This window comes from Phenylobacterium sp. NIBR 498073 (genome assembly GCF_027286305.1).
Classification (GTDB): domain Bacteria; phylum Pseudomonadota; class Alphaproteobacteria; order Caulobacterales; family Caulobacteraceae; genus Phenylobacterium.
In genome coordinates, this window is sequence record NZ_CP114599.1 from 1,169,964 (window position 1) to 1,194,870 (window position 24,907).

The following is a 24,907-nucleotide window of genomic DNA, read 5'->3' on the forward strand; positions in this document are numbered from 1 at the left end:
CCGTTCGTAGCCTGCCGCGGCCGATCAGGAGTTCTGAACTCCGAAATGCTGAGCGGCGGCTACCCGGACTCGGGCGAATACTTCGGCCGCGGACTCTTCGGTGATGTCCGAAACCACGCCTCCGAAGTGGAGGTGGTCGACGACGGTCAGGCCGCAGGTTCCGGCCAGGTGATTGTCGAACAATTGGGTCAAGGCGGTCATCGCACCCGTATCGCGAACCCAATGATCGGGGGCGCCAGACGTCGTGAAGCTTATCAATCGACGGCCGGTGAGAGCGGGGGCGTTGCCGCCTAGCCCAGGTTGAAATCCGAAGCCCATGCCGAAGATCCTGTCGACGTATCCCTTGAGGATCGCAGGCGGCGCGTTGAACCAGAGCGGATAGACAAAGACGAACACGTCGACGTCCGCCAATCGCGCGCGCTCCCGAAGCACGTCGTCGCGGAACACCGGCGCCTTGGGCCCGGGGATTTCGGCGGCCTTGAGGCAGGGGTCGAAGCGCATGGCATAGAGATCGCGTACAGCGACCGAGTGGCCCAATTTCTCGGCGGCCGTGCGATAGGTTTGCGCAATCGACGCATTGAGACTTTTTCGGGCGGGATGCGCGACGATGACGGCGTGTTTCACGGTGACTTCCGTAGCCTGCGGTCAGAACGCGGGGAGGCGCGGGCGGTTCGCAGCCGCCAAACCGTCCAGGGGGTCAGCGCCATCGCCAGAAGACCAAGTGGCATCAATCCGCCGTGGATCAGATCGTAGTCGGCCGACACGCGGCTCCAATCGGCGCCCACGATCCAGCCGATCCCCAACTCGAAGGCGAGCGTGAGCAACGCCCACATGACGCCGATCGCCAAGGCCTGGGGCGTCGTGCGGATCCGCATCCAGGGCAGCAACGCCCAGGTGATCGCGAAGATGACGGCGACTCCGACCATCACCGAGAGCTGATGCAGCGCCAACTCCAGCGCCGGGGAGAGAAACAGGTGGCGCAGAACGCCCTGCAGGCTCTCGGCGGCCATCAACAGCAGCCAGACGAGGGCGCCGCGGGAAAGGGCGTTGAGGATCGCGGACATGGCGCTCCTCACCGTGCGGTATAGCCGCCGTCGATCACCAGCTCGGCGCCGGTGACGAACTTGGCTTCATCGGAGGCGAGGTAGACGCAGCCCCAGGCGATGTCGTCCGGCTCCCCGATGTGGCCGAGCGGGTGCAGCGCGTCGACCGCGAGACGGCCCTGCGCCAAGTCACCATGGGCCTTCAGATAGCCCTCGACCATTGGCGTCCAGATGAAGCCAGGGTGGACGGAGTTCACGCGAATTTTCTCTGGCGCGTAGAGCAGCGCGTCGGTCTTGGTCATGAGGCGCACCGCCCCCTTGGAGGCGTGGTATGGCGGCACGTCGGGCGCGCTGATCAGACCATAGATCGAGCTTAGGTTGATGATGCTGCCACCGCCGGCGCGGCGCAGGTGGGGGATCACATGCTTGACGCCGAAGAATACGCCTTTGACGTTCACCGCCTGGACCGCGTCCCATTCCGCTTCCGTCAGTTGGTCTGTCGGTTTGTCGGCTCCCGCGACGCCGGCGTTGTTCACCAGGATGTCGATATGGCCGAACCGCCTAGCGACCTCGCTAAGCACCTTCTCGAATTCGGCTTCGCTGGATACATCCAGGCGCCAGGCTGCCGCTTGAAGGCCGCGCTCGATGAACTCATCGACGAGCGCGTTGGCTTCATCGAGCCGCACGTCGCAGACGGCGACCGCAGCGCCCGCCTCGGCCATTCGCAACGCTGTGGCGCGTCCGAGGCCCAAGGCGCCGCCGGTGATCACCGCGACCTTGCCGTCTAGCCTGCCCATGGAGACCTCCTTAGTCGTCTCCTGAGAACCTAGGCGCCTGGAGCGCGGGGACTTTGCGCCGGATCAATCGGCGCTGCGGCGCAAGACCTCCAGACGAGCGATCATCGTTCCCGGTTCTATGAGTGCGCCGTCGGCGAGAAGCCGCACGATGCGGCCATCGCCTGGGGCGACGATGTCATGCAGGCACTCTTCGATGCGTACCTCCGCTATGGTGTCTCCACGACGGACCGGTGCTCCGTCCATTACCCGCCAGCGCTCCAACACACCCTCCGGCGCCATTGCGGTCGCCCAGAGTTCTTCGCTTATTCGAATGTCCATGTGGCTCTCCGCTAATGCGGACAAATTGACCTGCGCGGAGCAGCCTACCTTGTGGCAGATCAATCCCTCGCCAGCGACGTCCTGATGGTCAGCGCGGCATGAGGCGACGACGTACATCATCCACCAGGGCAGGGAGAGGTCGGTCGCAGTCGAGGTTGATCCAGGCGCCAAGGGATCGAGGTTCGACCTGATTCAAGGCGACCTCGACCGTCGCATCCGAAGCGTCGCCTTCGCGCTGGGCGACGCGGGCGGCCCGGACCTCCGGCGGCGCGCTCAACCAAAGACCCTGAAACTCATGGCCGTGGCTCGCGATCTCAATCCTGGCGCGGAACGAGGCATCGCTGAAGGTGGCGTCCGCGACCACGGAGATCCCGGCGCCAAGGGCCTCGCGCGCGAGACTGGCCAGGGCGTCGTAGACACTGGCTCGCGCGGCGAAGCGGTAGGAATCTTCGGCAAGCCGATCATGTGGCGTCGCTCCGGCCAGACGCTTGCGGATGACGTCGGTGCGGAGAACGCGTGCGCCGCAACAGCCGGGAAGCTCGTGGGCTACAGCACGGGCGAGGGTGCTTTTGCCGCTCCCGGACAGGCCCCCGATCGCGAGCAGCCGGGGCGAAGAGGGGGCGAGCAAGTTCCTCCCCAGGGCGCGGTAGGAGTCGGCCTCAACGAGATTTCCGGCTTCGGTGGCGACCGCCATGCGGACGGCGGCGCGGAGGGCCATAAATAGCGGTAACAATGAAAGTGCCGCTTCCGCCTCGCCGGTGGCGTCCCAGTAGGTGTTCATGGCGACGTTGGCGAGGCCCCTCAGCCCGCGTGCTCGCAGATCCATCAGCAGAAAAGCCAGATCGTAGAGGACGTCTGCGCTGGACAGGGCGGGATCGAACTCTAAGGCGTCAAACGGCGTGACGCGCCCCTCGAAGACGCAGATATTTCGCAAGTGCAGATCGCCGTGGCCGCGGCGCACAGACCCGGACTCTCGCCGCGCCTCAAGCACGGGCGACAGGCGCGATATCGTCCTCTCGAGCGCCTCGAACAGAGGTTGAGAGGCTGGGGCGACTCCAAGCGCTGCAGCGCCTTCCGCCTCCGTCTGGCGCAGGCCTTCCACGATGCGCCGATAATCGACCGCGTGTCCGGTTCGGCCCAGAGGAGCTAGAGATGCATGGAAACGGGCTATTGTCTCAGTAGCCTCGGCGATGAGATCGGGCGTGAGGGCGCCTTCGTCAGCCAGCTCGGAAAAGAGCGCTCCATCCGGGAAGCGCCGCATCTCCACCACCCAATCCTCGGTCTGGCCCTGGCCGCCGATCCGGAGGTCGCCGCGCACATCGCGGGTGATCGGAAGCACCCGCCGATAAAGGTCAGGGGCAAGCTGACGATTGACTTCTAGTTCCGCTTCGCAAGCCACGCGTCTCGCCTCGACCGACGACATGTCGCCGAACGGATGCCTGACGCTGCGCTTGAGTTTGTAGACGTGATCTCTGCCCAGGAAGACGTGCGACATGTGCGTGTCGACCCGCCGAAGCGGCCCTTCATTCCCCGCCGCGCCGCTTTCGATCGCATCGACAATCGCGCGCTGACTTTCCTGCACGGCTGACTTGGAGTTGCGCATCAACACCTCACGCCTGGTCCGTTCGCTCTCGGTCAAACGAAACTGCAGCATTCTGACATTCGGGCGTCTCGAGCACGATTGACCTGGCTCAACGCGGGCGCGGGGCGAAGCCTCAAACTTGATTTGGTCGGGCTCGCTCGGGAGAAACGGCATGTTCCCAAATCGCACGGAGGCCGGGCGCCGGCTGGCGGACGCCCTCGCCGCGCGCAACTTCGCAGCGCCGATCATCTACGCCTTGCCGCGGGGCGGCGTGCCGATCGCGATAGAGATCGGGCGACGGCTAAACGCACCGGTCGATATCGTACTGGTGCGGAAGATCGGCGCGCCGGGCTCGCCGGAACTCGCAGTCGGAGCTGTGACGGATGGCGCCGAGCCCCTTACCATCATCAATCCCGACGTGGCGCGCCTAACTGGAGCCGGCGACGAGTATCTCCAGCAAGCGCGGGCGCGTGAATTGGCTGAGATCGAGCGCCGCCGTAAGCTCTACCTTGGGGATCGTCCACGGCCGAGCCCGACAGGTCGCACGGCGATCATCGTCGATGATGGCCTTGCGACCGGCGCTACCGCTCGCGCGGCCGGCGCTGCGTTGAGAGCGCAGGGAGTTGCGCACCTAGTGCTCGCGACGCCGGTGGCGCCAGCTGAGGCGATTGCGGCCCTCGCGGGCTCGTTCGACGACATTATTTGTCTCGAAAAGCCTGAACCCTTCTATGGCGTGGGCGCGTGGTATCAGGATTTCCATCAACTGTCGGACGAAGAAGTCATCAAGGCCCTCCGAGAGTATTCGGTGGATTGCTAGCGTTCACGACGCTGATAACTCCCCTATCGGCGACGCGACGGCCACGTCTATGGGCGCGGCCTGCGAAGGCGCGCCCGATGTGTATCCTTTCGGATTATAGGGCCTCGCTCATTTGATCTCGGGAACCTCCGGGCAGGGGCCAAAACCTTTCCAGCGCGTCGCGGCGATCCAGGAAGCGCCCGTATTCGTAGTAAGGCGGTAGCTTGGAGATGCGCCGTGAAAATCGTGGTTTCATACCTTCTGACGTTGGCGACGTTCGCTGTGATCGACACCGTTTGGCTGGGCGCGATGGCCGGCCGTCTCTACCGTCCCCTCATCGGCACGATGCTGGCTGAAGAGTTCCGGCTGGTCCCGGCAGTGTTCTTCTATTCCCTGTATGCGGCCGGGCTGACGATGTTTGCTGTCTTGCCGGCCCTGGCGACTGGCGAGTGGAAGAAGGCGCTGGTCTGGGGCGGGCTGCTCGGGCTGTTCGCCTATGGGACCTACGATCTGACCAACCTGGCGACGCTGAAGACTTGGAGCCTGAAGCTCGCGATCATCGACATGGCTTGGGGCGCGACTCTAAGCGCCGGCTCCTCGGCGATCGCTTGCGTCCTGGCGATGCGTCTGCTGCGCGCCAGCTAGCGGCGCGGGGGACGCAGGAAAAAGGCGCTGGTGCGAGCGGCGTAGGCAGCAAAGGCCTCGGGGCGCGAGCGAAGCATGTGCGCCTCCAACAGCGGTACGCCGGAGACCCGCGTCAGCAGCCAGTACATGTAGGCCGGCCCGGTTAGGGCCAGCCATCCCCAGGGCCAAGCCCCGCCGATATCGATCGCCAGGATTGGCCAAGCGCACCATCCGAGCCACTCGAAGAAGTAGTTGGGATGTCGCGACCAGGCCCAGAGACCACGGTCGCAGACCGCCCCTCGATGAGAGGGATCGGCCTTGAAGGCAGCCAGCTGGCGATCGGCCGCCGCCTCGCCAATGACGGCGATCGCCAGGATCAGGGCGGCCAGACCGTCCTGCGCCGTTAGGTCCGCGCCCGGCTTGCGCGCCGCCGCCAGGACGCTAAGGGCCAGAAAGGCCGCAGCGCCGGCCTGCAACATCAGGAAGCCGAACATTCGGGGTTGGAAGCGCGAGCCCCATTCCCTGCGCAGCTGGGCGTACCGTGCGTCCTCGGGCTCCTTTGCGGCGCGCGCGGCGATGTGGAGACCCAGCCGTAGGCCCCATGCGCCGATCAAGACGGCGGCCAGGAACTGACGCGAAGACGGCGAGGCCCCATTGAGCGGAAAAAGCGCGACGAGCACGCCCGCCGCGCCCAGGCCCAGCGACCAGAACGCGTCGGCCCAGCCGCCCTGGCCCGTGAGACGTTGGACCAGCCAGGCCGCGGTCATGACAAGGACGAGAAACGCAGCGGCTCCCGTCCAGAGCGCGAGGAGGTCGACGATCACAGCCTGACGAAGGGCTGGATCAAGCGGCCAAGCCAGCCGTCGAGCAGGATCTGCCCATCTAGGGCGGCGACGCACAGACAGGGCTCGTCCGAGACGACACGCGGCCGGTGCAAGACGGATTCGTCGGCCTCCTCCAGGTCGCCGACCTCAAACCTGGTGGTCTCGGTGGCGTAGGCGCCTGAGAGGACGCACGTCAATTCGACCCCGCCGTGAGTGTGGCGGGGCGTCTCGCGGCCGGGATCGATCTTCAGCAGGATGACGCGGCAGTCGCCGTCGCGCGGCGCATGGACGTCGCGCACCCTCATCCCGGGGCCGACCCAGCGCCAGGGCCCAAGCTCATAGCGTCGCAAAGGCGCGGGCAGTTCGGGCATATCGTTCAGCGGGGCGGGCGCTCTTGCCTCGCCGGCATCGGTCTCGATGCGCGCCAAGGCCCGCGCCAGGGCATCGTGCGAGAGCGCGGAGGGATCGATGGTCTGCAAGAACTCACCGCCGACCGCCTGCAGGCGCCGTACCCAGGCGTCGTTGGCCGGTCGCAACGCCAGATGCGCTGCGACCACCACCGCTTCGGGCGGGCTGAGCGTTCCAGCGGCGTAGGCGATCAAGCGTTCTTCAGAGGGATTCTGCGTGGAGTTCATCGGGGAGACTCCTCGGAGGGTTCGAGGATGGCGCGTAGTTTGATCATGGCGTTGCGGATGCGGGACTTGACCGTGCCCAGTGGCAGGTCGAGCCGGCGGGCTATTTCGGAATGGGGATCGTCGAGGAAGAACGCCAGGCGCAGCACCTCGACCTGATCCGGTTTCAGCTGGGTGAGGGCCTCGCGTACCCGTCGGGCTTCGTCGGCCTGAACAAGGATGTCATCGGGACGCGGAAGATCGTCCTCGTCCTCGATCTGGGGCGACGGCAGGGCTCGGGCGTCGCGGCGTAGGACATCCAGGCGTCGGTTGCGGGCGATGGTGAAGATCCAGGTCGCTGCTCGCGCCTTTCGGGCGTCGAACAGGTCCGCCTTGCGCCAGACGCTCAACATGGCGTCCTGGGCAAAGTCCTCGGCCGCAGTCGAGCTGACCCCCGACTTCCTGAGCCAGGCTTTGAGGCGGGGAGCAAAGTGCTCGAACAACTGAACGAAGGCCTCGCGGTCACGCCGCAGTGCGACGGCCTCGATAAGGCGGTCGTAAAGGAACTCGTCTTCCACGTCGCCGCTCATCGCGCCAGCGGGCTTTTCAGACGATGTGAAAGACGGAGCTTTGACATGCATGGACCCTAATACGCTTGGCGGAAAAGTCTGGATCAATCCCGATCCGCTCGGGCTGTCCGGCCGTATTGGTCAGGCTCGCGTCGATGTCGGACGCGGGATTGGCCGGAGCTCCCATGTCGTCAACTATCGCCCATAGCTCCCCTGCGCCGCTGAAGATCGCCGTCGTCGGCTCCGGCGTCGCCGCCCTGTCCTCGGCGTGGCTTCTGTCTCAGCGCCATCGGGTCACAGTCTACGAAAAGGCCGACCGTCTCGGCGGCCACTCCAACACGGTCGTGGCGGAGACGCCGGAGGGGGGGGTGGCTGTAGACACGGGTTTCATCTGCTTCAACGACGCCACCTACCCGAATCTGATCGCGTTGTTCGACAAGCTGGGCGTGACGTCCCGCGCCACCGACATGTCCTTCGCGGTGTCACTGGATCAGGGAGGGTTCGAGTATGCCGCGCCGGGCCTGTTTGCTCAGCGCCGCAATCTCGTGCGGCCGCGCTTCTGGTCCATGCTGGGCGAAATTCTGCGTTTCTATCGTCAGGCGCCGGAGGATCTGGAAGGGCTGACCGATCCTCAACTCACCCTCGGCGAATATCTGAAACGTCAAGGCTTCAGCGAGGCGTTCCGGGACAATCACCTCCTGCCGATGGCGGCGGCGATATGGTCCTCGCCGGCCCACACGCTCATGGATTATCCGGCCGAAGCCTTTATTCGCTTCTGCGGCAACCACGGCCTCCTGAAACTCGTCGATCGTCCGATGTGGCGGACTGTCGAAGGAGGCAGCCGCGTCTACGTCGAGCAATTGGCTCGTGCGATAGCCGACATTCGGCTCGGCGCCGGGGTGCGGGCGGTGCAGCGCACCGGCGACGGCGTGCTGGTTCAGGATGATCAGGGGCGCGCCGAACGCTTCGACCATGTCATCATTGGAGCCCACGCGAACCAGGCCCTGGCGATGCTGGCCGAGCCGAGCGACCAGGAAAAGGAGACGCTCGGCGCGATCAAGTACAGTCGCAATCTGACCGTGCTGCACACGGACAGCGATCTGATGCCGCGCCGACGGCGGGCGTGGGCGAGCTGGAACTATATTGGCGTGGGCGATGGGCTGTGCGTCACCTATTGGATGAACCGCCTGCAGGGCCTGCCCGGCCAGGATCTGTTCGTCACCCTCAATCCGCCCCGCGCTCCCAGGGCCGGCGCGCTTTTGCGCAGCGAGATCTACGAGCACCCGATTTTCGATCCGGCCGCCATTCAGGCCCAGAAGAGGCTCTGGAGTCTCCAGGGCCGCGGCGGAGTCTGGTTTTGCGGCGCGTATTTCGGCGCCGGCTTCCATGAAGACGGCCTGCAATCGGGCCTGGCCGTTGCAGAGCAACTCGGGGGCGTGCGGCGGCCCTGGTCGGTTCGTGATGAGAGCGGGCGGATCCACCTGGCGCCACTCGACGAGAGCGCCTGGGGGAGGGCCGCATGACGCCTGTCTCCTCGGCGCTCTACATCGGCGGCGTAACGCACCAGCGACACCGGCCCGTCAAGCACCGGCTGAAGTACCGCGCCTTCTGGCTCTTGCTCGAACTCGACGAAATTGACGGGCTAAACCACAGCTTGCGCCTCTTCTCGCGCAATCGGTTCAACCTGATCTCATTTTACGACCGCGACCACGGCGACGGATCACAAGGCCCGCTGCGTGTCCAGATCGAGGGCTGCCTTCAAAGGGCCGGTGTGGACATTGGCAGCGGGCCAATCCGCATCCTCGCCATGCCTCGCCTGCTGGGTTACGTCTTCAACCCGATAAGCCTCTACTTCTGCCATGGGCCCGACGGTCGCTTGGCGGCGATGGTCTATGAGGTGACCAGCACCTTTGGTCGCCGCCATTCCTACGTGCTCCCTGTCCCAATCGACGATCAGGCCGACGGCGTGATCAGGCAGGGCGCAGCCAAGGCCCTCTATGTCTCCCCCTTCATGGGCATGGAGATGGATTACGAATTCCGCGGCCGCGTTCCGGCGCAGCGTTTCGGTCTGACAGTGAGGGGGGTGGACGCCGATGGGGTGTTGATCACCGCCGGAATGACCGCCAGGCGCCGTGCCCTGCGGGACTTCGAGCTACTTTCGGTATCGTTCCTGCAGCCGTTGATGACCCTGAAGGTCGTGGCCGCAATCCATTGGGAGGCGCTCAAGCTCTGGCTCAAGCGCGTCCCGTTGACCAGACAGCCTTCGCCGGCCCCCGACAAAGTCGCGGTCCAGGACGGCCCGCGTGAGAGCCGCCTTGGTCGATGAGCTCCCTACGGCCGCGCGTTCGGTGCAGGCGCCGGATCGATTGAGCCGGCGGCCGCCGCAAGTCGATCGGACCGCTCGCCAATTCCCAGCCCACCGAAGCGTTCGGCGATAGCCGACGTGCGCAACTGAAAAGGCCTCGCCTTTCACTGGCGAGAAGGATGCAGCATGACCCATGCCATAACACGACATCAACCGCGCGTGGCTCCGATCGTTCGAGCCGGAAGGAACGGGCATGCGCCGCCGCGGGCTGTCGAGATGCTGTTGCGGAAGCTCATGGCCAATTGGACATGGGGGCAGCTGACCCTCGATTTGCCGGACGGCTCCAGGCGTGCGGCAAGCGGAACCGAGGCCGGTCATGCCGCCGAGATGACGGTCGCCGACTATCGCTTTGCGACGCGGGTCTTCACGCGGGGCGATATCGGCTTCGCCGAGGGCTATGTGGCAGGCGAATGGGACAGCCCCGATCTCGCTGTTCTGCTTGAAGCCCTGGCTGACAACTACGATCACATTCGCCGTCTGCACGAAGGGGACATGGCGAACTGGGCGATCAATTGGCTCGGACATCAGCTGAACCGCAACAACCGCAGCGGATCCCGGCGCAACATCCACGCTCACTATGATTTGGGCAACGCGTTCTATCGGGCGTGGCTGGATCCGACGATGACCTATTCGAGCGCGCGGTTCGATCACCCGGGCCAGCCGCTGGCCGAGGCTCAGATCGCCAAGTACCGCTCCATCGCGCGCATGTTGAATTTGCACGCCGGGCAATGCGTTCTTGAAATTGGATGCGGTTGGGGCGGCTTTGCGGAGTTCGCGGCGCGCGAAATCGGGGCCTTAGTGACAGCCGTCACCATCTCGCGCGAACAATACGAGTTCGCATCCCGTCGAATGTTCGAAGCCGGCTTGTCTGAGCGCGTGGACGTTCGGCTCGTTGACTATCGGGACATTGGCGGACAGTTCGACTGCGTCGCCTCGATCGAGATGTTCGAGGCCGTCGGGCGGGAATACTGGCCGACCTATTTTCGCAAGATCCACGATCTATTGAAGCCCGGCGGGCGAGCGGGGCTGCAGATCATCACCATTCAGGACGCCCTGTTTGACGACTATGCGGCGCGTACGGACTTCATCCAGAAGTATATATTTCCGGGTGGTTGCCTGCCTTCGGAGCGGAAGATAGCGCCGATTATCTCTCGCGCAGGCCTGACCCAGATCGACGTCGAACGCTTTGGTCGTGACTATGCGGACACCTTAGCGCAGTGGGCGCAGCGGTTCGACGCCGCGTGGGATGAGATCCGCGCGCAGTCACCGACCTTCGACGAGCGTTTCCGACGCCTGTGGCGCTTCTATCTCGCCTATTGCGAGGCCGGCTTCCGCTCTGCGCGCACGGACGTAGTTCAACTCGCGCTTGGGCGCGCGGCGTAGGCGCGCAAGGCTGGCTGGGTCTGGCCAGTTGTCCCACCTTGGTTAACTACAAGAGCAAGATGGCTATCAATCGCAAGTCGATCACTTTTATCGGTCTGGCGGGTGTCCTGGCGGCCGGCCTGGGAGTGCTCGTTGCCGTCACACGGCCGCAGGAGATCCTCACCTCGACGGTGACAATGCAGAAGACTGAGCGCGTTATCGCGGTCGTCGGGCGAGCTCGGCCCGTCGATCGCATTGACGTGAGGCCGCTGTACGCCGGTCAAGTGGTTCGATTGCTGCATGACGAGGGCGACACCGTTGCGGCGGGAGAGCCTTTGGCGGTCATCAAGGCCGACGTCGAGCAGGCCCAAACTCAGTCCGAACTGGCGCGCGCGCAGTCGGCTCGCGCGCGGGCCGCCGAGGCTCTGCAAAGCTATCAGCGGACAAAGACCCTTTTTGATCGCGGCTTCGCGGCGGAGGCCGCGCTGGATCAAGCGAGCGCCGCACTGCGCGCGGCCCAGGCTGACGTGGCGGCCGCCGAAGCCACGGCAAAGGTCGCTGCGGCGCGCACGAGGGAGTTCGTCGTCCGTGCGCCCAACGCCAGCCTCGTGCTTGCTCGGCCTATCGACGCCGGCCAGGTCGTCGATACGAACACGACGCTTTTCGAGCTCGGCAGCCTGACGGGCGGCGAGATCGAGGCCGAGGTGGATGAGGCTTACGCTGACGCCATCCAACCGGGAATGGCCGCACGATTTGCGGCGACCGGCTCCAAAGCCACCTTCGGCGGCCAGGTGAGTGAAGTCTCTCCCCGGGTGGACGCTGCTACCGGCGGCCGGCTGGTCAGGCTGACCTATGGCGAAATGCCCGGTCTGGTCCCTGGCCGGTCGGTCGACGTCACCATTGTCGTGCGGCCCGCTGAGAAGGTGATCCTGGTTCCACGCAGCGCGGTGCTGGGCGCCTCGGTGGCGCCGAAAGTTTATGTCCTGGGGAAGGACGGCGTAGTGGGCGTTCGCACGGTGCGCATTGCAGACTGGCCTTCTGGCGATGCGATCGTGGAGAGCGGGTTGGCCGAGGGCGATCGCGTCTTGCTTCAACCGGCAATGGCGTCGCCGGGCGAGCGGGTACGGGGAAGGGCGGAGCGTTAGGATGTTCGCCTTCATGGTGGCGCGGCGCTACCTCGCTTCGAACCCGGCTCAGACAGCGCTGCTCTTGGCGGGCGTAGCCCTGGGCGTCGTGGTGTTCGTGTTCATTACGGCGCTTATCGAGGGGCTGGCGGTGCGCCTGACGGACGAAGTCACGTCCAACAGCGCTCATGTCAGCTTGGAGCCGGATATCCAGCGAGGGCGGATTCTCGCCACGCCGGGGGTTAGGAGCGAAGGCCCGGCTCTGGTCTCGACGTTCCAACGTCAGCAGATCCGCCAATGGCGCGCCGTCGTCGATCAGATCCGTGCTCAAGGCGGGGTGGCCGGCATCAGCCCTCAGATTACGGGAAGCAGCTTCCTGCTACGTGGGGAAGCGGTTCAACCGGTCTCGGTCACCGGCCTTGAGCCGGACGGCTTGGACGTGATCTCGCCGATCAGTACGCACATCATAGCTGGGACCGCAGTGCTCGGCGCGGACGGCGTGCTTGTGGGCGAACGCCTTGCCGACGAACTCGGCCTGGGGACCGACCAGCCGGTGCTGCTTCGCACCGATCGGGGAGCCGAACGATTGCTTACCGTTCGCGGAATATTCCGTACTGGCCTGGAGAGCCTGGACTCGCGGGTTCTATTTCTGAATCTGCAGACGGCAAGGCCGCTATTCCGGTTGCCGGAAGGCGTCTCAAACATCGAGATCAAGCTCGACCGACCGGCCGAGGCCGTCGCCGTCGCCCGCGCGCTCAAGGAAGCGACAGGGCTGCGCAGCACGCCCTGGCAGAAGAAAAACGAATCCCTGGACGACGCACTGCGTGCACAAGGCCAGACCGGTCGATTGATCCAGCTGTTTTCTCTCGTATCGATCATCATCGGCGTGGCCAGCGCGCTAGTCCTTTCGGCTTATCGCCGACGGCCTGAAATCGGGATCATGCGGGCGACAGGCATCTCATCAGGCTTCATCGCGCAGGTTTTCGTCCTGCAGGGCCTGATCATCGGGCTCGTCGGCGGGGCGATCGGGTGCCTGGTCGGATATGGTCTCTGCCAAGGCCTGGCCTCGATCGCCGGGCCGGACGGCCGCCCGGCCTTGCCGATCGCGCCCGAACGCGGGGGTTACCTGACGGTGTTCGTGTTGGCGACACTTGGCGCCGTCGCCGCTTCGGCGTGGCCAGCGCGCTCGGCGTCGAAGGTCGATCCCCTGGATGCGATCCAGCTATGAACGCACTGCTCAGCGCCAGAAGCGTCGATAAGCGCTTTCAAAACGGGGACGATGTTACGCAGGTGCTCAAGGGGATTGATCTCGAGCTCCGGAGCGGGGAACTCGTAGCCCTCGTCGGAGCCTCGGGGTCTGGCAAGTCGACGCTGCTTTCAATTCTCGGCCTGCTGCTGAGACCCTCCGCCGGCGAGATCTGGGTCAACGGAGAGCGGATTGACGACCTGCCCGAAAACAAACGCGCTGCCTACCGCAACCAGAAGCTCGGATTCATTTTCCAGGCCCATCATCTGCTTCCGGATTTCAGCGCGCTTGAGAACGTAGCCCTTCCAGCCGCAGCCCCGGCTGGGGGCATTTCCAAGTCGATCCGCGCCCGCTCAACCGAATTGCTGGGCCGCGTCGGATTGGAAGACCGAATGGACTTCCGGGCTACCCGGCTTTCCGGGGGGCAGAAGCAGCGGGTGGCGATCGCAAGGTCGCTCATCAACGGCCCGCTGCTGGTGCTTGCCGACGAGCCGACGGGAAACCTCGATCGTGAGTCGGCCGATCAGGTCCTTTCCCTGATGCGGGAAATGAACCGGCAAGACGGCGTCACGTTCCTGATCTGCACTCATGATGAGCACGTCGCATCCCAGTGCTCACGCCGCATCGTGCTCGTCGATGGGCGGGTTGGCAGTGAGAGCTCATCCTCCAACCCCTAGTCTGGACGCTTAAGGCCTTGCGGCGCTTAGCCCGGCCGTGTGGCCGATAGCCCGTACATCAGCGGAATCCTGGGCATGGACGGGGGCGGGGCGAGGCGGCCGCCGCTGAGATCCTGCATGTTCGCGAACGCCGCCCAGCCGTTCGAATAGGGGTACTCCACCAGCCGCTCGAGCGTCAGGCCGGCCTCGACCAGGGCGCTGACGACCTCGCCCACGCCCCAGTAGAATTCAAAGGCCGGATTGGGATTGCGGAACCCTTCTACCCCGGCGTGGTAGGCGTCGAGCGCCAGGGTCTCGCCGGAATCGGCCAAATAGTCGCCGACGCCGTCCGGCTCCTCGATCGGCCCTTCGGCGAAATAGTCGTGGCGCGGCGTCCACTGCGGGTCGAACACCAGCGAGAAGGGGTGGAACTCGACCATGCCGAAGCGGCCGCCGGGCTCCAGCAGGTCGGCGACCCCGCGCCCCCAGGCCTTCAGGTCCGACAGCCAGCAGATCGTGCCGTAGGAGGTGAAGACCCGTTCGAATCTGCGGCCTTCCGTCCGGGCCTTGGCGAACCAGTCGAACAGGTCTGAGCGTTCGAAGCGGGCAGCCACCCCGCTCTCGGCCGAGAGCCTGGCGGCGAAGGCGACGGCCTCGTCGGAGATGTCGACGCCGGTCACCCGCGCGCCGAGCCGGGCCAGGCTCAGGCTGTCCTGGCCGGAATTGCACTGCAGGTGCGCGAGGCTGCGCCCGGCGACGTCGCCCAGCATGTCCAGTTCTTCGGGATAGAGCGTCGATCCGCCGGCGCGGAAGAACGCCGCCTGGTCGCCCTTGTGGCTGTTGTGGGCGCGGGTGGCCTCGTTCCAGGAGCGGCGGTTGGCTTCGTGCAGGTCGGGTCGCATGTCAGCTGTTCCTCAGTGTTCGTGAACCGGCGCCCGCCGGCCCTTGGGCTTGGGGTCAGCCGGCAGGGTCCCCTGGGTCAGGTCGGCGAGGATCGGGCAGTCGGGGCGGTCGTCGCCGGCGCAGCAGTGCGACAGGTGACGCAGGGTGTCGGCCATGGCCTGCATCTCGGCGATGCGCGCGTCGAGGTCGGCCAGGTGCCGCTCGGCGATCGCCTTGACCTCGCGGCTGGGGCGCACGCGGTCGCGCCACAGCGACAGCAGCTGGGTGATCTCCGGCATCGAGAAGCCGAGCGAGCGGGCGCGGCGGATGAAGCGCAGCTCGTTGATCTCCCGCTCGTCGTACTCGCGATAGTTGGAGTCGGTCCGCGCCGAGGGCCGCACGAGCCCGATCTCGTCGTAGTAGCGGATCATCTTGGTCGTCACGCCGGATGCCTTGGAAGCCTGGCCGATGTTCATGGGGATCTCCTCTAGACGGCGACCGGAGGCCGGAAGGCCTTCAGCCGCAGGGCGTTGGTCAGGACGCTGACGCTGGACAGCGCCATGGCGCCGGCCGCCACCATCGGCGACAGCAGCAGGCCGAAGATCGGGAACAGCACCCCCGCCGCGACCGGGATCAGAATGACGTTGTAGCCGAACGCCCAGACCAGGTTCTGGCCGATGTTGCGCATCACCGCCCGGCTCAGGGCGGCGGCGGTGGCCACGGCCCGCAGGTCGCTGCGCATCAGCACGACGTCGGCGCTCTCGATGGCGACGTCGGTGCCCGCGCCCATGGCGATCCCGACGTCCGCCGCGGCCAGGGCCGGGGCGTCGTTGACCCCGTCGCCGACGAAGGCGATGGCGCCGAACCGTTCGCGCAGGGCCTTGACGGCTGCGACCTTGCCGTCCGGCAGCACCTCGGCTTCGATCTCGTCCAGGCCCAGCTTGGCGGCCACCGCGCGGGCGGTGTGGGCGTTGTCGCCGGTGATCATCGCCACCTTCAGCCCCATGGCGTGCAGGGCGGCCAGCGCCTCCGGCGTCGTCGGCTTGATCGGGTCGGCGACCGCCAGGATGGCGGCCAGCTTGCCGTCGACCGCGACATAGAGCGGGCTCTTGGCCTCGGCCCCCAGACGCTCGGCGGTGGCGGCGAACGCGCCGACGTCGAGGCCCAGCTTGGCCATGAAGCGGTCGGCGCCGACCTGCACCAGCCGTCCGCCGGCGCGGGCCTGGGCGCCGAAGCCGGGAACCGCCTCGAAGTCCTGCGGCTCGGCGATCGCCAGGCCCTTGGTCTTGGCCGCCTCGACGATGGCCTCGGCGATCGGGTGCTCCGAGCGGCTCTCGACCGCCGAGGTCAGGGCCAGGACCTCGTCCTCGCCGAAGCCGCCGGCGGCCTGCAGGTCGGTCAGGGCCGGACGGCCCTCGGTCAAGGTGCCGGTCTTGTCGAAGGCCACCACCTTGACGTCGCGCAGCGCTTGCAGCGCCTCGCCCCGCCGGAACAGCACGCCGAGCTCGGCGGCCTTGCCGGTGCCGACCATGATCGAGGTCGGCGTCGCCAGGCCCATGGCGCACGGGCAGGCGATGATCAGCACCGCCACCGCGTTGACCAGGGCGAAGGCGAGCGCCGGGCTCGGCCCGAACACCATCCAGGCGGCGAAGGTCAGCAGCGCCGCGGCGATCACTACCGGCACGAACCAGGAGGTCACCTTGTCCACCGTCGCCTGGATCGGCAGCTTCGAGCCCTGGGCGGCTTCGACCATGCGCACGATCTGCGCCAGCATGGTTTCGGAACCGACCTTGGTGGCGCGGAATCGGAAGGCCCCGGTCTTGTTCACCGTCCCGCCGACCACGGTCGCGCCGACCGTCTTCTCCACCGGGATCGGTTCGCCCGTGATCATGGATTCGTCGATGAACGAGGCGCCGTCGACCACTTCGCCGTCGACCGCGACCCGCTCGCCCGGACGCACCGCGACGACGTCGCCGGCGACCACCTCGGCGATCGGGACCTCGACTTCCTCGCCGCCGCGCACGACGCGGGCGGTCTTGGCCTGAAGGGTCATCAGCCGCTTGATCGCCTCGCTGGTGCGGCCCTTGGCCTGGGCCTCGAACAGCCGGCCCAGGAGGATCAGGGTGACGATGACCGCGGCGGCCTCGTAATAGACGTGGTCGGCGCCGGCCGGCAGCAGGACCGGCGCGAAGGTCGCCACCGTCGAATAGACGAAGGCGGCGGTGGTTCCCAGCACCACGAGCGAGTTCATGTCCGGGGTGCGGCGGATCAGGTTCGGCACGCCCTTGCGGAAGAACCGCAACCCCGGCCCGAACAGCACGATCGCGGCCAGCACGAAGCTGGCCAGCCGCCAGGGCTGCTCGCCGATGCTCGCGGCCAGCCAGTGGTGGACGCCGGGGATGAAGTGGCGGCCCATCTCGATCACGAACAGCGGCAGGGTGCCGGCCGCGGCGACCGCGACGGCGCGCTTCAGGCCGGTGATCTCGGCCTCGCGGGCCTCGCGTTCGCGGTCGGCCAGGTCCGGGGCGGCGGCGCGGTCGATATCCTCGGCGCCATAGCCGATGGCTGCGACCGCGGCGATCAACTGCGCGGTTTCGGCGCCGCCGGCCAGGGCGCGGACCTGCGCCCGCTCGGTCGCCAGGTTCACCTGGGCGTCCAGCACGCCGGGGACGGCCTTCAGCGCCTTCTCGACCTTGGCCACGCAGGAGGCGCAGGTCATGCCCTCGATCTTGAGGTCGACGGTGCGGTCCAGCGGCTCGTAGCCGGCCTTGCGGATCGCCTCGACCACGGCGGCGGTGTCGCCTTCGGGCGTCAGCTCCACATGCGCCCGCTCGGCGGCGAGGTTGACGCTGGCGGTCGCCACCCCGGGCACGGCGGCGATGGCCTTTTCCACGCGGCCCACGCACGAGGCGCAGGTCATGCCCAACACGGGGATGTCCAGCGGCTTCAGGGGTATCTGCGACATGACGGGCTCCTCGAACTCTTGATGCCCGTCATCCATGAACTCTCCCATCATGGGAGGGTCAAGCGGCGATTTTCAGTTTGACCTTCCTGTCGTGGGAAGGTGCAGAACCGCTCCAGAGTGATCCTCAAGGAGTAGATCGGATGATGAATTTCCAGGTTGAAGGCATGTCCTGCAGCCACTGCGTGCAGTCGGTGACCAATGCCGTGCAGGCGGTCGAGCCCCAGGCCAAGGTCACGATCGATCTGGCCAGCGGGCGGGTCGCCGTCGACGGAAGCGAACGCCGCGACGCCGTCGCCCAGGCGATCAAGGACGCAGGTTACAGCGTCGCGGCGGGGGCCTAACGGTCAGTTGCGGCGGCTGCCGTCTTCCCAATAGTACCGGCGCGCGCCGGGGTCGTAGTAGTAATACCGCCCCGCGCGCTCGTCATAATATTGGCGGCGGTTGACGTTGTTGTCGTGCTTGGGCGTGGTCGCCGCGCCCAGCGCCGCCCCGGCCGCGCCACCGACCAGGGCGCCCGTCCAGGAGCTGTCGACAGCGGCGCCCAGCGCCGCCCCGGCCAGGCCGCCGGTCGCCGCGCGCTCGGTCGTGGTGGTGCCGCAGGCGGCCAGGAGCAGGACCGAACCGACTGCGGCGGTCTTCAGACTGAGTGTCATCGCGAACCTCTCTGGGTTACGCCGTCCCGCTGGATCGAACGGGCGCGCGCCTAGGGTGGTTCCCTAATCCGGCCGGGCCCAGGCCTTTCCGGCCATCGCGTTTTCCTCGCCCAGCTTGAACAGCCTTCGCATGCTCTCGGGCTCGAAGTTCAGGCTGCCGCTCTCGGCGTCGCGCGGCACCTCGGCGATCTCGAATTCCATGTGGTTGCGCTCGGCGAAGGCGCGGTTGGCGGCGATGTGGGCGCGCAGGTTGGTCTTCATCATGGTGTCGAAGGCCCGGCCCAGGATGGTCGGGGCCCGGCCGCGCACCACCGCGAAGGTCGGGTCCAGCTTGCCGTTGACCAGCACGAAGATACGCCCGGGCGTCATCGCCTGGCCTTCGGGAGCCTCCCAGAAATAGAGCCCCTCCGGGATCGAGACGAACGGCGCGGTCACCCCGCCATCGACATGCATCTCGTCGATCTGGTGGCCGTCGGCGTCGCCGATCGGGATGATCACCGGCGGGAAGACGCCGGGGATGGCGGCCGAGGCGACCAGCACCTCGCGGAACAGCTTCAGCGCGTCTGGGCCGCCGCGCGAGGCGATCGCTCCCATGTCCCAGACCACGGTCTGCTGGCTGTCGAGGTTGGTGGTGGCGATCAGCAGCCGCCGGCCCTTGGCGTGCTCCTGGGCGATCTCGTGCAGCATCACCGAGGTGCAGTAGGTCTCGACCAGGCCGCGCAGGTGCTCGGGGCTGTAGAGGCTGGACGAGAACAGCACCCCCAGGCCCTGGCCCTTCAGCACCGTGCTGGCCCGGCCGCCGGCATAGGCTTCGCGCAGCGTGGCGTCCCAGCGCGGACCCAGGAAGGCGAACGGCGCGATCAGCGCCCCGGTGCTGACCCCGGTGACCACCTCGAAGCTCGGCCGGGTGCCGGCCTTGGTCCAGCCGGCCATCACCCCGGCGCCATAGGCGCCGTCGGCGCCGCCGCCGGAGATCGCCAGCACGTCGACCCGCCGGTCGCCGGTGTTCGCCAGCTGCCGCTGGGTGCGGCTGGTGAAGGCCAGCGCCGAGGCCTGGTCCGAGGCGTCGAAGCGGATGTCGGCGGCCGTCGGCGGCAAGGCGCGGTGCGCCTCGTCGGCGGTGAAGTCCTCGCGAGAGAACGATGCGCAGCCCGCCAGCGGGGCGGAGGTCAACGCCAGGACAAACGCGGCCAGTACTGAACGACGCAACATCGGCTCTGTTGCCGCACGCTGGGCGTGCGGCGTCAAGCGGCCTTCGCGCCGTTAGGGCAGCAGGATCGCCTGGGCGATCATGCCAAGGCCCACGATGCTGACCAGCCAGGCCAGCGAGCGCAGGTGGCGCACGCCCCAGGCGTAGAGCGGCACATAGGCGACCCGGGCCCAGAAGTAGATCTGCGCGCCGAGCGCGGTGGTCTCGTTCTCCTTGCCCGCGACGTGGGCGATCAGCACCGCGCCCAGGAACAGCGGCAGGGTCTCGAACAGGTTGTCCTGCGCGCGCTTGAGGCGCTGGGCCCGGTCGCTCAGCGGCGGCATCTCGCCGTCGCGCGGGCCGGTGTTCCACTTCAGGCCGTACTGAGCGGTCCTGGCGATGTCGAAAAGCAGGATCTGCGCGAAGGCCAGGACCAGCGTCCAGGCCGCCATCATCAAACCGATCGTCATGCCGAATCTCCCCGAGTTTGACCCCCAGTGTGGGGCCAGCAGCCCGTGGCGGCGAGTCGCAACCGTCGCGGCCGGGGCCGGCGGCTATGGCGCTGGGCGGGCAGGGCCTCTATGCACGGCGATTCCAAGGAGAGACCAGTGCCCGCCGACCCGCCGTCCCACGCCGTCACCCAGAGCAACGGCGCGGGGATCGCCCTGCGCGTGGCGGCGATGGCCTGCATGGCCGTGCTCGCCGCGCTGGTGAAGGCCTGCGCCGAACGCGGCGCGCCGGTGCTGGAAATCGTCTTCTTCCGCAACGCCTTCGCCTTCGTGCCGGTGCTGCTCTACGTCTCGCGGACGACCGGGTTCTCGGTGCTGAAGACCAACCGCCTGGGCGGCCACGCCACCCGTGCGGCGGTGGGGCTGGTGGGCATGGTCTGCGGCTTCACCGCGGTCTCGATGCTGCCGCTGACCGAGTCGACGGCGCTGTCCTTCGCCTCGCCGCTGTTCATGACCGCGCTGTCGGCGCTGATCCTCAAGGAGGTGGTCGGGGTCCATCGCTGGGCCGCGGTCGCCATCGGTTTCGTCGGGGTGCTGATCATGGTCCGCCCCGATCCCGGCCACATGGCCAATCTGGGCGCCGCCTTCGCGCTGCTCGGCGCGCTGGGCGCGGCCGGGGCGATGATCGCCATCCGCGAGATCGGCCGCACCGAACCGGGCCCGACCATCGTCTTCTACTTCACCCTGGCCGGCATGCTGCTCGGCCTGGCCAGCCTGCCGTTCGGGGGCTGGACGATCCCCGACCTGACCACCCTGGCCATGCTGATCGGCGCCGGCCTGATCGGCGGCACGGGGCAGTTGTTCCTGACCGAGGCCCTGCGCCGCGCCCCGGTCGCGGTGGTGGCGCCGTTCGACTACAGCCAGCTGATCTGGGCCGGGATCATCGGCTACCTGGTCTGGGACGAGATCCCCCGCGCCGCCACCATCGCCGGGGCGCTCGTGGTCGCCGGCAGCGGCGTCTACATCCTCTATCGCGAGACCCGCCGCCTGCGCCGCGGCGCCTGACGGCGCTCTGCCTTGACATTGACAGACCGGCGTTACGGGAGGACCCTTCCGGATGCCGGACGAACGCGCGTCGGGCCCTTCCCAGCCTGACTCCGGCCGTCGCGGACACACGGAGGCTGACGATGTTCAAGGGGGTCCTGCTCGCGATGATGGCGCTGGCGATGCTGGCGATCGCGACGACAGCGGAGGGCGCGGTCAGCGTGTTCGGCGGCGGCTTGGCCCAGGATTGCGCCGACGCCGCCATCCGCGGCGAGGACGATCCCAAGTTTCAGGATTCCTGCACCCTGGCGCTGGAGACCGAGTTGCTCGATCCGCGCGACCGGGCCGGCACCTTCGTCAATCGCGGCGTGCTCAAGTTGCGCCGCGCGGCCTTCTCGGACGCCGCCCGCGACTTCGATTTCGCTGTCCGCCTGCAGCCGGAAATGGGTGAGGCCTATGTCAACCGCGGCGCGGCCTCGATCGGCCGCAAGCGCTACGCCGAGGGGCTCAGCGACATCAACCGCAGCCTCGAACTGGGCGTCAGCGAGCCGGAAAAGGCCTACTACAACCGCGCCCTGGCCCACGAAGGTCTCGACGACCCGAAGTCGGCCTATTTCGACTACCAGAAGGCGTTGGAAATCGCCCCCGATTGGGACGCGCCGCGCCAGCAGTTGAGCCGCTTCACGGTTTCGCGCCGCTGATGCGGAGCCTTGCGGCCGGTTTGGACGTTTGATGACCATGCGAACGATGCTCCTCGCCCTGGCCGTTCTCGCCGCGTCCGCTTCGCCGGCTCCGGCCCAGGCGCCGCGCGATCCCGTCGCCCGCGACCTGACGATCCGCAACCAGGAGCTCCAGGCCCAGCAGATGATCGACCGACAGCGGTCGGTGGCGCTGGAGAACGACCTCAACGCTCTGGACGCGCGGATCCAGAGCCAGGAACGCCTGCAGGGTCTGCAGGCCCAGCGCGGCCCGACCCTCGCGCCGCTGGACCCCGAGGTGCGGCCGCCGCTCCTCAACATGGGCAGCTACGCCTCGATCCCCGACGCGGCCCTGGCGGCCTCGAACGCCCGGGTGCGGGAAGCTTCGCAAAACAAGCGCTGACAGCCGCGCCGTTCGGCCGCATCCTCTCGCCGGGCTGGGGCGTTGAGGGGCCACGGGAAGGATTGAGATATGCGTTGGCAGGGCGGCCGAAGAGGCGGCAACATCGAAGATCGCCGCGGAATGAGCGCGGCCGGGGTCGGGGGCATCGGGCTGGGCGGCCTGGCCCTGGCGCTGATCGGCTACTTCGTCTTCGGAATCGATCCGTCGACCACCATGTCTGTGGTTCAGGGAACCGGCGGCCAGGCCGAGCAGCAGGAGGGCGTGCGCGGCACGACCCAGGACGCTGGCGGCCAGTTCGTCGACGTCATCGAACAGTCGACCACCGATGTCTGGAGCCCGATCTTCGCGGCCGAGGGCCAGCGCTATCGCCGCCCGGCCGCGGTGGTGATCTATGACCAGGCGACCGGCACCGGCTGCGGCATGGGCCAGTCGGCGATGGGGCCGTTCTATTGCCCAGCCGACCAGAAGATCTATCTCGACCTGGCGTTCTGGAATGAGCTGGAAAGCCGCTTCGGCGCCAAGGGCGAGGCGGCGCGCGCCTATGTCATCGCCCACGAGGTCGGCCACCACGTCCAGAACCTGACCGGCGCCACCAACAACGTCGAGCGCGGCTCGCGCGGCGCAGACTCCTCAGCCGTGCGGCTGGAACTGCAGGCCGACTGCTATGCGGGCGTCTGGGTCGCCCACGCCCCGGCCGCGTCCGGCGGCCAGGTGGCGCTGGATCCCGCCGACATCGAGGATGGCATCCGCGCCGCCGCCGCGGTCGGGGACGACGCGATCCAGAAGCAGGCCCAAGGCCGCGTCATGCCCGACGCCTTCACCCACGGCTCCAGCGAGCAGCGCATGCGCTGGTTCCGCATCGGGGTGGAGAAGGGCGATCCGGCCGCCTGCGACACGTTCCGGGCCGGACGGCTCTGACCCAGGCCCTGTCCCGGTCGGCTTGAGAGCCCTTCTTATCCACTCACCATGATCCAACGTGAGTGGGAAGGGCTCTAGTCGGGCGCCTTGAGGAACTCGACGTAGAAACGGACCGGGCCGGTCAGCGCGACGTGGTGCTTGATCTGCGGCTCCACGACGCCGGGCCGGCCCTCCGGGGTCAACAACCGCTCGCTCGCCTCGCGTCGTGGATCGGTGACGCGGTAGAGCAGGGCTCCCTCCATCACCTGGATCCGTCCCCAGACCCCGGCCTTGGTGTTGTGCTCGCTGAGCAGGCCGGCGGGCGTCGTCGTCGCGTCGAACTCCGGGGTGCGGCGATAGGCGACCACGTCGTCGGGAAATCTGTCGGCCGGCCTGGTCATGGCTTGATCCCTCTGCTGGGTCCGCGGAGAGTGGCACGACTTCCGGCGGGGCGCAGTGATCGTCGTCAAAGGCGCGGCGACCAAGGGGGCGAGCCATGATCACGTCGCGTCTACATCCCTTCGGGCCCGAGATCTGGCTCGCGGACGGCGGCCAGGCGCAGGTCGCCGGGTTTCGCTATCCGACGCGGATGGCGGTGATCGGCCTGACCGGCGGCGGCCTGCTGGTCTGGTCGCCAGTGGGGCTCGACGACGACCTGGCCGCGGAGCTTGCAGCGCTGGGCGAGGTCGCTGTCCTGGTCGCGCCCAATTCGCTGCACGACCTGCATCTGGCGCAATGGAGCTCGGCGTTCCCGACCGCTCGGCTGTACGCCGCGCCGGGGCTGGCGGCCAAGCGGGCCGACCTGCGCATTGACGTCGAGCTTGGGGAGACGCCGCCAGGCGACTGGCCGGCCGACCTCGACTACGTGCTGATGGCCGGCAACGCGATCACCACCGAGGCGGTGTTCTTCCATCGCCCCAGCCGCACGGTGCTGTTCACCGACCTGCTGCAGCAGTTCCCGCCCGGCTGGTTCACCGGCTGGCGGGCGCTGGTCGCGCGGCTGGACCTGATGACGCAGCCCCAGCCCGCGGTGCCGCGCAAGTTCCGGGTCGCCTTCACCGACCGCCGCGCCGCCCGCGCCAGCCTGGCGCGCATTCTCGATTGGCCGAGCGACAAGGTGGTCATGGCCCATGGAACCCCCGTGGAACGCGACGGTCGCGCGTTCATCGCCGGCGCCTTCGGCTGGCTCACAGCCTAGGCGCGCTGGGCGAACAGGCCGTCCAGCATGACGTCCAGCAACTGCGTTCCCGGCGACCAGCGATGCTCGCTGACGGTGATCAGGTTGTGCGCTACGCCGATCATCATGCAGAGCAGCGCCTCGCCCTTGGCGGTCTTGTCGCCGGGCGCGATTTCGCCGGCGGCCTGGCAGTCGGCGATGGCTTCGGAGAACACCGCGTGGCGGTTCGCGGTCTCCGGCAGGTGGGCGTAGAAGACCTCGCCGTCCTCCACGCGGTCGTCGTTTAGATAGACCAGCCGGTATTGGTCCGGATGCGCCAGCCAGTAGGCGAGATAGGCCTGGCACATGGCGCGCAGGCGCTGCTGCGGGGTAGCCGCCATCGCCGCCGCTTCGACGACCGAGGCGAACAGCGGGTCGAAGAACTGCTCCCAGACGTGGCGCAGCAGTTCGTTCTTGTTGCGGAAATAGCCATAGAGCGCCATCGGCGAACAGCCGGCCTCGGCTGCGACCTTGCGCATCGAGACGCTTTGGAAGCCTTCGGCCGCGAACAGGCCGCGCGCGGTGGCGATGATGCGCTCGCGCATGGCGTCCACCTGCTCCGGCGAACGCCGGGGCCGTCCCCTCCGAGCCTGC

At 67.3% G+C, this 24,907-nt stretch carries 30 protein-coding genes; 14 read left to right on the forward strand and 16 right to left on the reverse strand.

Annotated features, from left to right (window positions below; genetic code table 11):
- Positions 1-24: 24 nt before the first annotated feature.
- From O4N75_RS06040 to O4N75_RS06060, 5 genes are all read right to left on the reverse strand, one after another.
- Complete coding sequence (locus O4N75_RS06040) at positions 25-624, reverse strand: NAD(P)H-dependent oxidoreductase (protein ID WP_269628452.1); 600 nt, start codon at positions 622-624, stop codon at positions 25-27.
- Positions 621-1,064, reverse strand: a complete 444-nt coding sequence (locus O4N75_RS06045; protein WP_269628453.1) for a hypothetical protein — start codon at positions 1,062-1,064, stop codon at positions 621-623. The genes O4N75_RS06040 and O4N75_RS06045 overlap by 4 nt, the downstream gene beginning before the upstream one ends.
- Before the next feature lie 8 nt (positions 1,065-1,072).
- Entirely contained in the window at positions 1,073-1,840 is a 768-nt protein-coding gene (locus O4N75_RS06050; RefSeq protein ID WP_269628454.1) for a glucose 1-dehydrogenase, read from the reverse strand.
- A gap of 63 nt (positions 1,841-1,903) precedes the next feature.
- A complete protein-coding gene (locus O4N75_RS06055) occupies positions 1,904-2,158 on the reverse strand; it encodes a lipoyl domain-containing protein (RefSeq protein WP_269628455.1) in 255 nt (84 codons plus the stop codon).
- An 88-nt stretch (positions 2,159-2,246) separates the two neighbouring features.
- On the reverse strand, positions 2,247-3,812 hold the full coding sequence (locus O4N75_RS06060; protein WP_269628456.1) for a bifunctional aminoglycoside phosphotransferase/ATP-binding protein: 1,566 nt from the start codon (positions 3,810-3,812) through the stop codon (positions 2,247-2,249).
- A 100-nt stretch (positions 3,813-3,912) separates the two neighbouring features.
- Here O4N75_RS06060 and O4N75_RS06065 point away from each other — a divergent pair, with 100 nt between their 5' ends.
- Together O4N75_RS06065 and O4N75_RS06070 are read left to right on the forward strand one after the other, a co-directional pair.
- Positions 3,913-4,557, forward strand: coding sequence for a phosphoribosyltransferase family protein (locus O4N75_RS06065; protein WP_269628457.1), 645 nt, complete (start codon positions 3,913-3,915; stop codon positions 4,555-4,557).
- Between the two features lie 225 nt (positions 4,558-4,782).
- Positions 4,783-5,181: a DUF2177 family protein gene (locus O4N75_RS06070; RefSeq protein WP_269629335.1), complete on the forward strand. Its 399-nt coding sequence runs from the start codon at positions 4,783-4,785 to the stop codon at positions 5,179-5,181.
- Here the strand turns inward: O4N75_RS06070 and O4N75_RS06075 are convergent.
- The 3 genes from O4N75_RS06075 to O4N75_RS06085 are packed head-to-tail and all read right to left on the reverse strand — an operon-like array spanning position 5,178 to position 7,173.
- A complete protein-coding gene (locus O4N75_RS06075; RefSeq protein ID WP_269628458.1) occupies positions 5,178-5,927 on the reverse strand; it encodes a DUF1295 domain-containing protein in 750 nt (249 codons plus the stop codon). The genes O4N75_RS06070 and O4N75_RS06075 overlap by 4 nt on opposite strands.
- 53 nt (positions 5,928-5,980) lie before the next feature.
- A complete protein-coding gene (locus O4N75_RS06080; RefSeq protein WP_269628459.1) occupies positions 5,981-6,619 on the reverse strand; it encodes a ChrR family anti-sigma-E factor in 639 nt (212 codons plus the stop codon).
- On the reverse strand, positions 6,616-7,173 hold the full coding sequence (locus O4N75_RS06085) for a sigma-70 family RNA polymerase sigma factor (protein ID WP_269628460.1): 558 nt from the start codon (positions 7,171-7,173) through the stop codon (positions 6,616-6,618). The genes O4N75_RS06080 and O4N75_RS06085 overlap by 4 nt, the downstream gene beginning before the upstream one ends.
- Positions 7,174-7,349: 176 nt before the next feature.
- Here O4N75_RS06085 and O4N75_RS06090 point away from each other — a divergent pair, with 176 nt between their 5' ends.
- The 6 genes from O4N75_RS06090 (at position 7,350) to O4N75_RS06115 (ending at position 13,938) form a co-directional block, all read left to right on the forward strand.
- Positions 7,350-8,687, forward strand: a complete 1,338-nt coding sequence (locus O4N75_RS06090) for an FAD-dependent oxidoreductase (RefSeq protein WP_269628461.1) — start codon at positions 7,350-7,352, stop codon at positions 8,685-8,687.
- Positions 8,684-9,490 carry a DUF1365 family protein gene (locus tag O4N75_RS06095; protein WP_269628462.1) on the forward strand — a complete coding sequence of 269 codons (807 nt, stop codon included), beginning with the start codon at positions 8,684-8,686 and terminating at the stop codon, positions 9,488-9,490. The genes O4N75_RS06090 and O4N75_RS06095 overlap by 4 nt, the downstream gene beginning before the upstream one ends.
- Before the next feature lie 255 nt (positions 9,491-9,745).
- Positions 9,746-10,912 (forward strand): cyclopropane-fatty-acyl-phospholipid synthase family protein, encoded by a 1,167-nt coding sequence (locus O4N75_RS06100; protein ID WP_269629336.1) that lies wholly within the window; start codon positions 9,746-9,748, stop codon positions 10,910-10,912.
- A 59-nt stretch (positions 10,913-10,971) separates the two neighbouring features.
- Entirely contained in the window at positions 10,972-12,036 is a 1,065-nt protein-coding gene (locus tag O4N75_RS06105; protein WP_269628463.1) for an efflux RND transporter periplasmic adaptor subunit, read from the forward strand.
- Position 12,037: 1 nt separating this feature from the next.
- Positions 12,038-13,243, forward strand: a complete 1,206-nt coding sequence (locus O4N75_RS06110) for an ABC transporter permease (protein ID WP_269628464.1) — start codon at positions 12,038-12,040, stop codon at positions 13,241-13,243.
- On the forward strand, positions 13,240-13,938 hold the full coding sequence (locus tag O4N75_RS06115; RefSeq protein ID WP_269628465.1) for an ABC transporter ATP-binding protein: 699 nt from the start codon (positions 13,240-13,242) through the stop codon (positions 13,936-13,938). The genes O4N75_RS06110 and O4N75_RS06115 overlap by 4 nt, the downstream gene beginning before the upstream one ends.
- 26 nt (positions 13,939-13,964) lie before the next feature.
- Here O4N75_RS06115 and O4N75_RS06120 read toward each other — a convergent pair whose 3' ends face one another.
- The 3 genes from O4N75_RS06120 to O4N75_RS06130 are packed head-to-tail and all read right to left on the reverse strand — an operon-like array spanning position 13,965 to position 17,764.
- On the reverse strand, positions 13,965-14,819 hold the full coding sequence (locus O4N75_RS06120) for a class I SAM-dependent methyltransferase (RefSeq protein WP_269628466.1): 855 nt from the start codon (positions 14,817-14,819) through the stop codon (positions 13,965-13,967).
- Between the two features lie 12 nt (positions 14,820-14,831).
- Positions 14,832-15,275, reverse strand: a complete 444-nt coding sequence (gene cueR, locus O4N75_RS06125; protein WP_269628467.1) for a Cu(I)-responsive transcriptional regulator — start codon at positions 15,273-15,275, stop codon at positions 14,832-14,834.
- A gap of 11 nt (positions 15,276-15,286) precedes the next feature.
- Positions 15,287-17,764 carry a heavy metal translocating P-type ATPase gene (locus O4N75_RS06130; RefSeq protein ID WP_269628468.1) on the reverse strand — a complete coding sequence of 826 codons (2,478 nt, stop codon included), beginning with the start codon at positions 17,762-17,764 and terminating at the stop codon, positions 15,287-15,289.
- Between the two features lie 140 nt (positions 17,765-17,904).
- On the opposite strand from O4N75_RS06130, the gene O4N75_RS06135 reads away from it, so the two are divergent.
- Entirely contained in the window at positions 17,905-18,105 is a 201-nt protein-coding gene (locus O4N75_RS06135; protein ID WP_269628469.1) for a heavy-metal-associated domain-containing protein, read from the forward strand.
- A gap of 3 nt (positions 18,106-18,108) precedes the next feature.
- On the opposite strand, the gene O4N75_RS06140 is transcribed toward O4N75_RS06135, so the two are convergent.
- The 3 genes from O4N75_RS06140 to O4N75_RS06150 all read right to left on the reverse strand — a co-directional run bounded on the left by O4N75_RS06140 (position 18,109) and on the right by O4N75_RS06150 (position 20,076).
- Complete coding sequence (locus O4N75_RS06140; protein WP_269628470.1) at positions 18,109-18,417, reverse strand: hypothetical protein; 309 nt, start codon at positions 18,415-18,417, stop codon at positions 18,109-18,111.
- A 63-nt stretch (positions 18,418-18,480) separates the two neighbouring features.
- Complete coding sequence (locus O4N75_RS06145) at positions 18,481-19,626, reverse strand: patatin-like phospholipase family protein (protein ID WP_269628471.1); 1,146 nt, start codon at positions 19,624-19,626, stop codon at positions 18,481-18,483.
- Positions 19,627-19,680: 54 nt separating this feature from the next.
- Positions 19,681-20,076, reverse strand: coding sequence for an MAPEG family protein (locus O4N75_RS06150; RefSeq protein WP_269628472.1), 396 nt, complete (start codon positions 20,074-20,076; stop codon positions 19,681-19,683).
- Between the two features lie 138 nt (positions 20,077-20,214).
- On the opposite strand from O4N75_RS06150, the gene O4N75_RS06155 reads away from it, so the two are divergent.
- From O4N75_RS06155 to O4N75_RS06170, 4 genes are all read left to right on the forward strand, one after another.
- On the forward strand, positions 20,215-21,120 hold the full coding sequence (locus tag O4N75_RS06155) for a DMT family transporter (RefSeq protein ID WP_269628473.1): 906 nt from the start codon (positions 20,215-20,217) through the stop codon (positions 21,118-21,120).
- Positions 21,121-21,242: 122 nt separating this feature from the next.
- A complete protein-coding gene (locus O4N75_RS06160; protein ID WP_269628474.1) occupies positions 21,243-21,800 on the forward strand; it encodes a tetratricopeptide repeat protein in 558 nt (185 codons plus the stop codon).
- Positions 21,801-21,837: 37 nt separating this feature from the next.
- A complete protein-coding gene (locus tag O4N75_RS06165; RefSeq protein WP_269628475.1) occupies positions 21,838-22,200 on the forward strand; it encodes a hypothetical protein in 363 nt (120 codons plus the stop codon).
- 69 nt (positions 22,201-22,269) lie between these two features.
- A complete protein-coding gene (locus O4N75_RS06170; RefSeq protein ID WP_269628476.1) occupies positions 22,270-23,118 on the forward strand; it encodes a neutral zinc metallopeptidase in 849 nt (282 codons plus the stop codon).
- Between the two features lie 74 nt (positions 23,119-23,192).
- On the opposite strand, the gene O4N75_RS06175 is transcribed toward O4N75_RS06170, so the two are convergent.
- Positions 23,193-23,498: a DUF1971 domain-containing protein gene (locus O4N75_RS06175; protein ID WP_269628477.1), complete on the reverse strand. Its 306-nt coding sequence runs from the start codon at positions 23,496-23,498 to the stop codon at positions 23,193-23,195.
- A 95-nt stretch (positions 23,499-23,593) separates the two neighbouring features.
- Here O4N75_RS06175 and O4N75_RS06180 point away from each other — a divergent pair, with 95 nt between their 5' ends.
- Positions 23,594-24,295, forward strand: a complete 702-nt coding sequence (locus O4N75_RS06180; RefSeq protein ID WP_269628478.1) for a DUF4336 domain-containing protein — start codon at positions 23,594-23,596, stop codon at positions 24,293-24,295.
- On the opposite strand, the gene O4N75_RS06185 is transcribed toward O4N75_RS06180, so the two are convergent.
- Complete coding sequence (locus O4N75_RS06185) at positions 24,292-24,858, reverse strand: TetR/AcrR family transcriptional regulator (protein WP_269628479.1); 567 nt, start codon at positions 24,856-24,858, stop codon at positions 24,292-24,294. The two genes, O4N75_RS06180 and O4N75_RS06185, sit on opposite strands and share 4 nt — an antisense overlap.
- Positions 24,859-24,907: the final 49 nt, after the last annotated feature.

What these genes read in the sequence shown, in the direction of transcription:
- O4N75_RS06165 (WP_269628475.1), top strand. Translation starts at nt 21,838, where the DNA reads ATGCGAACGATGCTCCTCGCCCTGGCCGTTCTCGCCGCGTCCGCTTCG.
- O4N75_RS06150 (WP_269628472.1), bottom strand. Translation starts at nt 20,076, where the DNA reads ATGACGATCGGTTTGATGATGGCGGCCTGGACGCTGGTCCTGGCCTTC.
- O4N75_RS06175 (WP_269628477.1), bottom strand. Translation starts at nt 23,498, where the DNA reads ATGACCAGGCCGGCCGACAGATTTCCCGACGACGTGGTCGCCTATCGC.
- O4N75_RS06180 (WP_269628478.1), top strand. Translation starts at nt 23,594, where the DNA reads ATGATCACGTCGCGTCTACATCCCTTCGGGCCCGAGATCTGGCTCGCG.
- cueR (WP_269628467.1), bottom strand. Translation starts at nt 15,275, where the DNA reads ATGAACATCGGCCAGGCTTCCAAGGCATCCGGCGTGACGACCAAGATG.
- O4N75_RS06170 (WP_269628476.1), top strand. Translation starts at nt 22,270, where the DNA reads ATGCGTTGGCAGGGCGGCCGAAGAGGCGGCAACATCGAAGATCGCCGC.
- O4N75_RS06095 (WP_269628462.1), top strand. Translation starts at nt 8,684, where the DNA reads ATGACGCCTGTCTCCTCGGCGCTCTACATCGGCGGCGTAACGCACCAG.
- O4N75_RS06055 (WP_269628455.1), bottom strand. Translation starts at nt 2,158, where the DNA reads ATGGACATTCGAATAAGCGAAGAACTCTGGGCGACCGCAATGGCGCCG.
- O4N75_RS06050 (WP_269628454.1), bottom strand. Translation starts at nt 1,840, where the DNA reads ATGGGCAGGCTAGACGGCAAGGTCGCGGTGATCACCGGCGGCGCCTTG.
- O4N75_RS06060 (WP_269628456.1), bottom strand. Translation starts at nt 3,812, where the DNA reads ATGCTGCAGTTTCGTTTGACCGAGAGCGAACGGACCAGGCGTGAGGTG.
- O4N75_RS06090 (WP_269628461.1), top strand. Translation starts at nt 7,350, where the DNA reads ATGTCGTCAACTATCGCCCATAGCTCCCCTGCGCCGCTGAAGATCGCC.
- O4N75_RS06160 (WP_269628474.1), top strand. Translation starts at nt 21,243, where the DNA reads ATGTTCAAGGGGGTCCTGCTCGCGATGATGGCGCTGGCGATGCTGGCG.
- O4N75_RS06100 (WP_269629336.1), top strand. Translation starts at nt 9,746, where the DNA reads ATGCTGTTGCGGAAGCTCATGGCCAATTGGACATGGGGGCAGCTGACC.
- O4N75_RS06140 (WP_269628470.1), bottom strand. Translation starts at nt 18,417, where the DNA reads ATGACACTCAGTCTGAAGACCGCCGCAGTCGGTTCGGTCCTGCTCCTG.
- O4N75_RS06045 (WP_269628453.1), bottom strand. Translation starts at nt 1,064, where the DNA reads ATGTCCGCGATCCTCAACGCCCTTTCCCGCGGCGCCCTCGTCTGGCTG.
- O4N75_RS06185 (WP_269628479.1), bottom strand. Translation starts at nt 24,858, where the DNA reads ATGCGCGAGCGCATCATCGCCACCGCGCGCGGCCTGTTCGCGGCCGAA.
- O4N75_RS06110 (WP_269628464.1), top strand. Translation starts at nt 12,038, where the DNA reads ATGTTCGCCTTCATGGTGGCGCGGCGCTACCTCGCTTCGAACCCGGCT.
- O4N75_RS06120 (WP_269628466.1), bottom strand. Translation starts at nt 14,819, where the DNA reads ATGCGACCCGACCTGCACGAAGCCAACCGCCGCTCCTGGAACGAGGCC.
- O4N75_RS06135 (WP_269628469.1), top strand. Translation starts at nt 17,905, where the DNA reads ATGATGAATTTCCAGGTTGAAGGCATGTCCTGCAGCCACTGCGTGCAG.
- O4N75_RS06080 (WP_269628459.1), bottom strand. Translation starts at nt 6,619, where the DNA reads ATGAACTCCACGCAGAATCCCTCTGAAGAACGCTTGATCGCCTACGCC.
- O4N75_RS06075 (WP_269628458.1), bottom strand. Translation starts at nt 5,927, where the DNA reads ATGACCGCGGCCTGGCTGGTCCAACGTCTCACGGGCCAGGGCGGCTGG.
- O4N75_RS06130 (WP_269628468.1), bottom strand. Translation starts at nt 17,764, where the DNA reads ATGTCGCAGATACCCCTGAAGCCGCTGGACATCCCCGTGTTGGGCATG.
- O4N75_RS06105 (WP_269628463.1), top strand. Translation starts at nt 10,972, where the DNA reads ATGGCTATCAATCGCAAGTCGATCACTTTTATCGGTCTGGCGGGTGTC.
- O4N75_RS06065 (WP_269628457.1), top strand. Translation starts at nt 3,913, where the DNA reads ATGTTCCCAAATCGCACGGAGGCCGGGCGCCGGCTGGCGGACGCCCTC.
- O4N75_RS06115 (WP_269628465.1), top strand. Translation starts at nt 13,240, where the DNA reads ATGAACGCACTGCTCAGCGCCAGAAGCGTCGATAAGCGCTTTCAAAAC.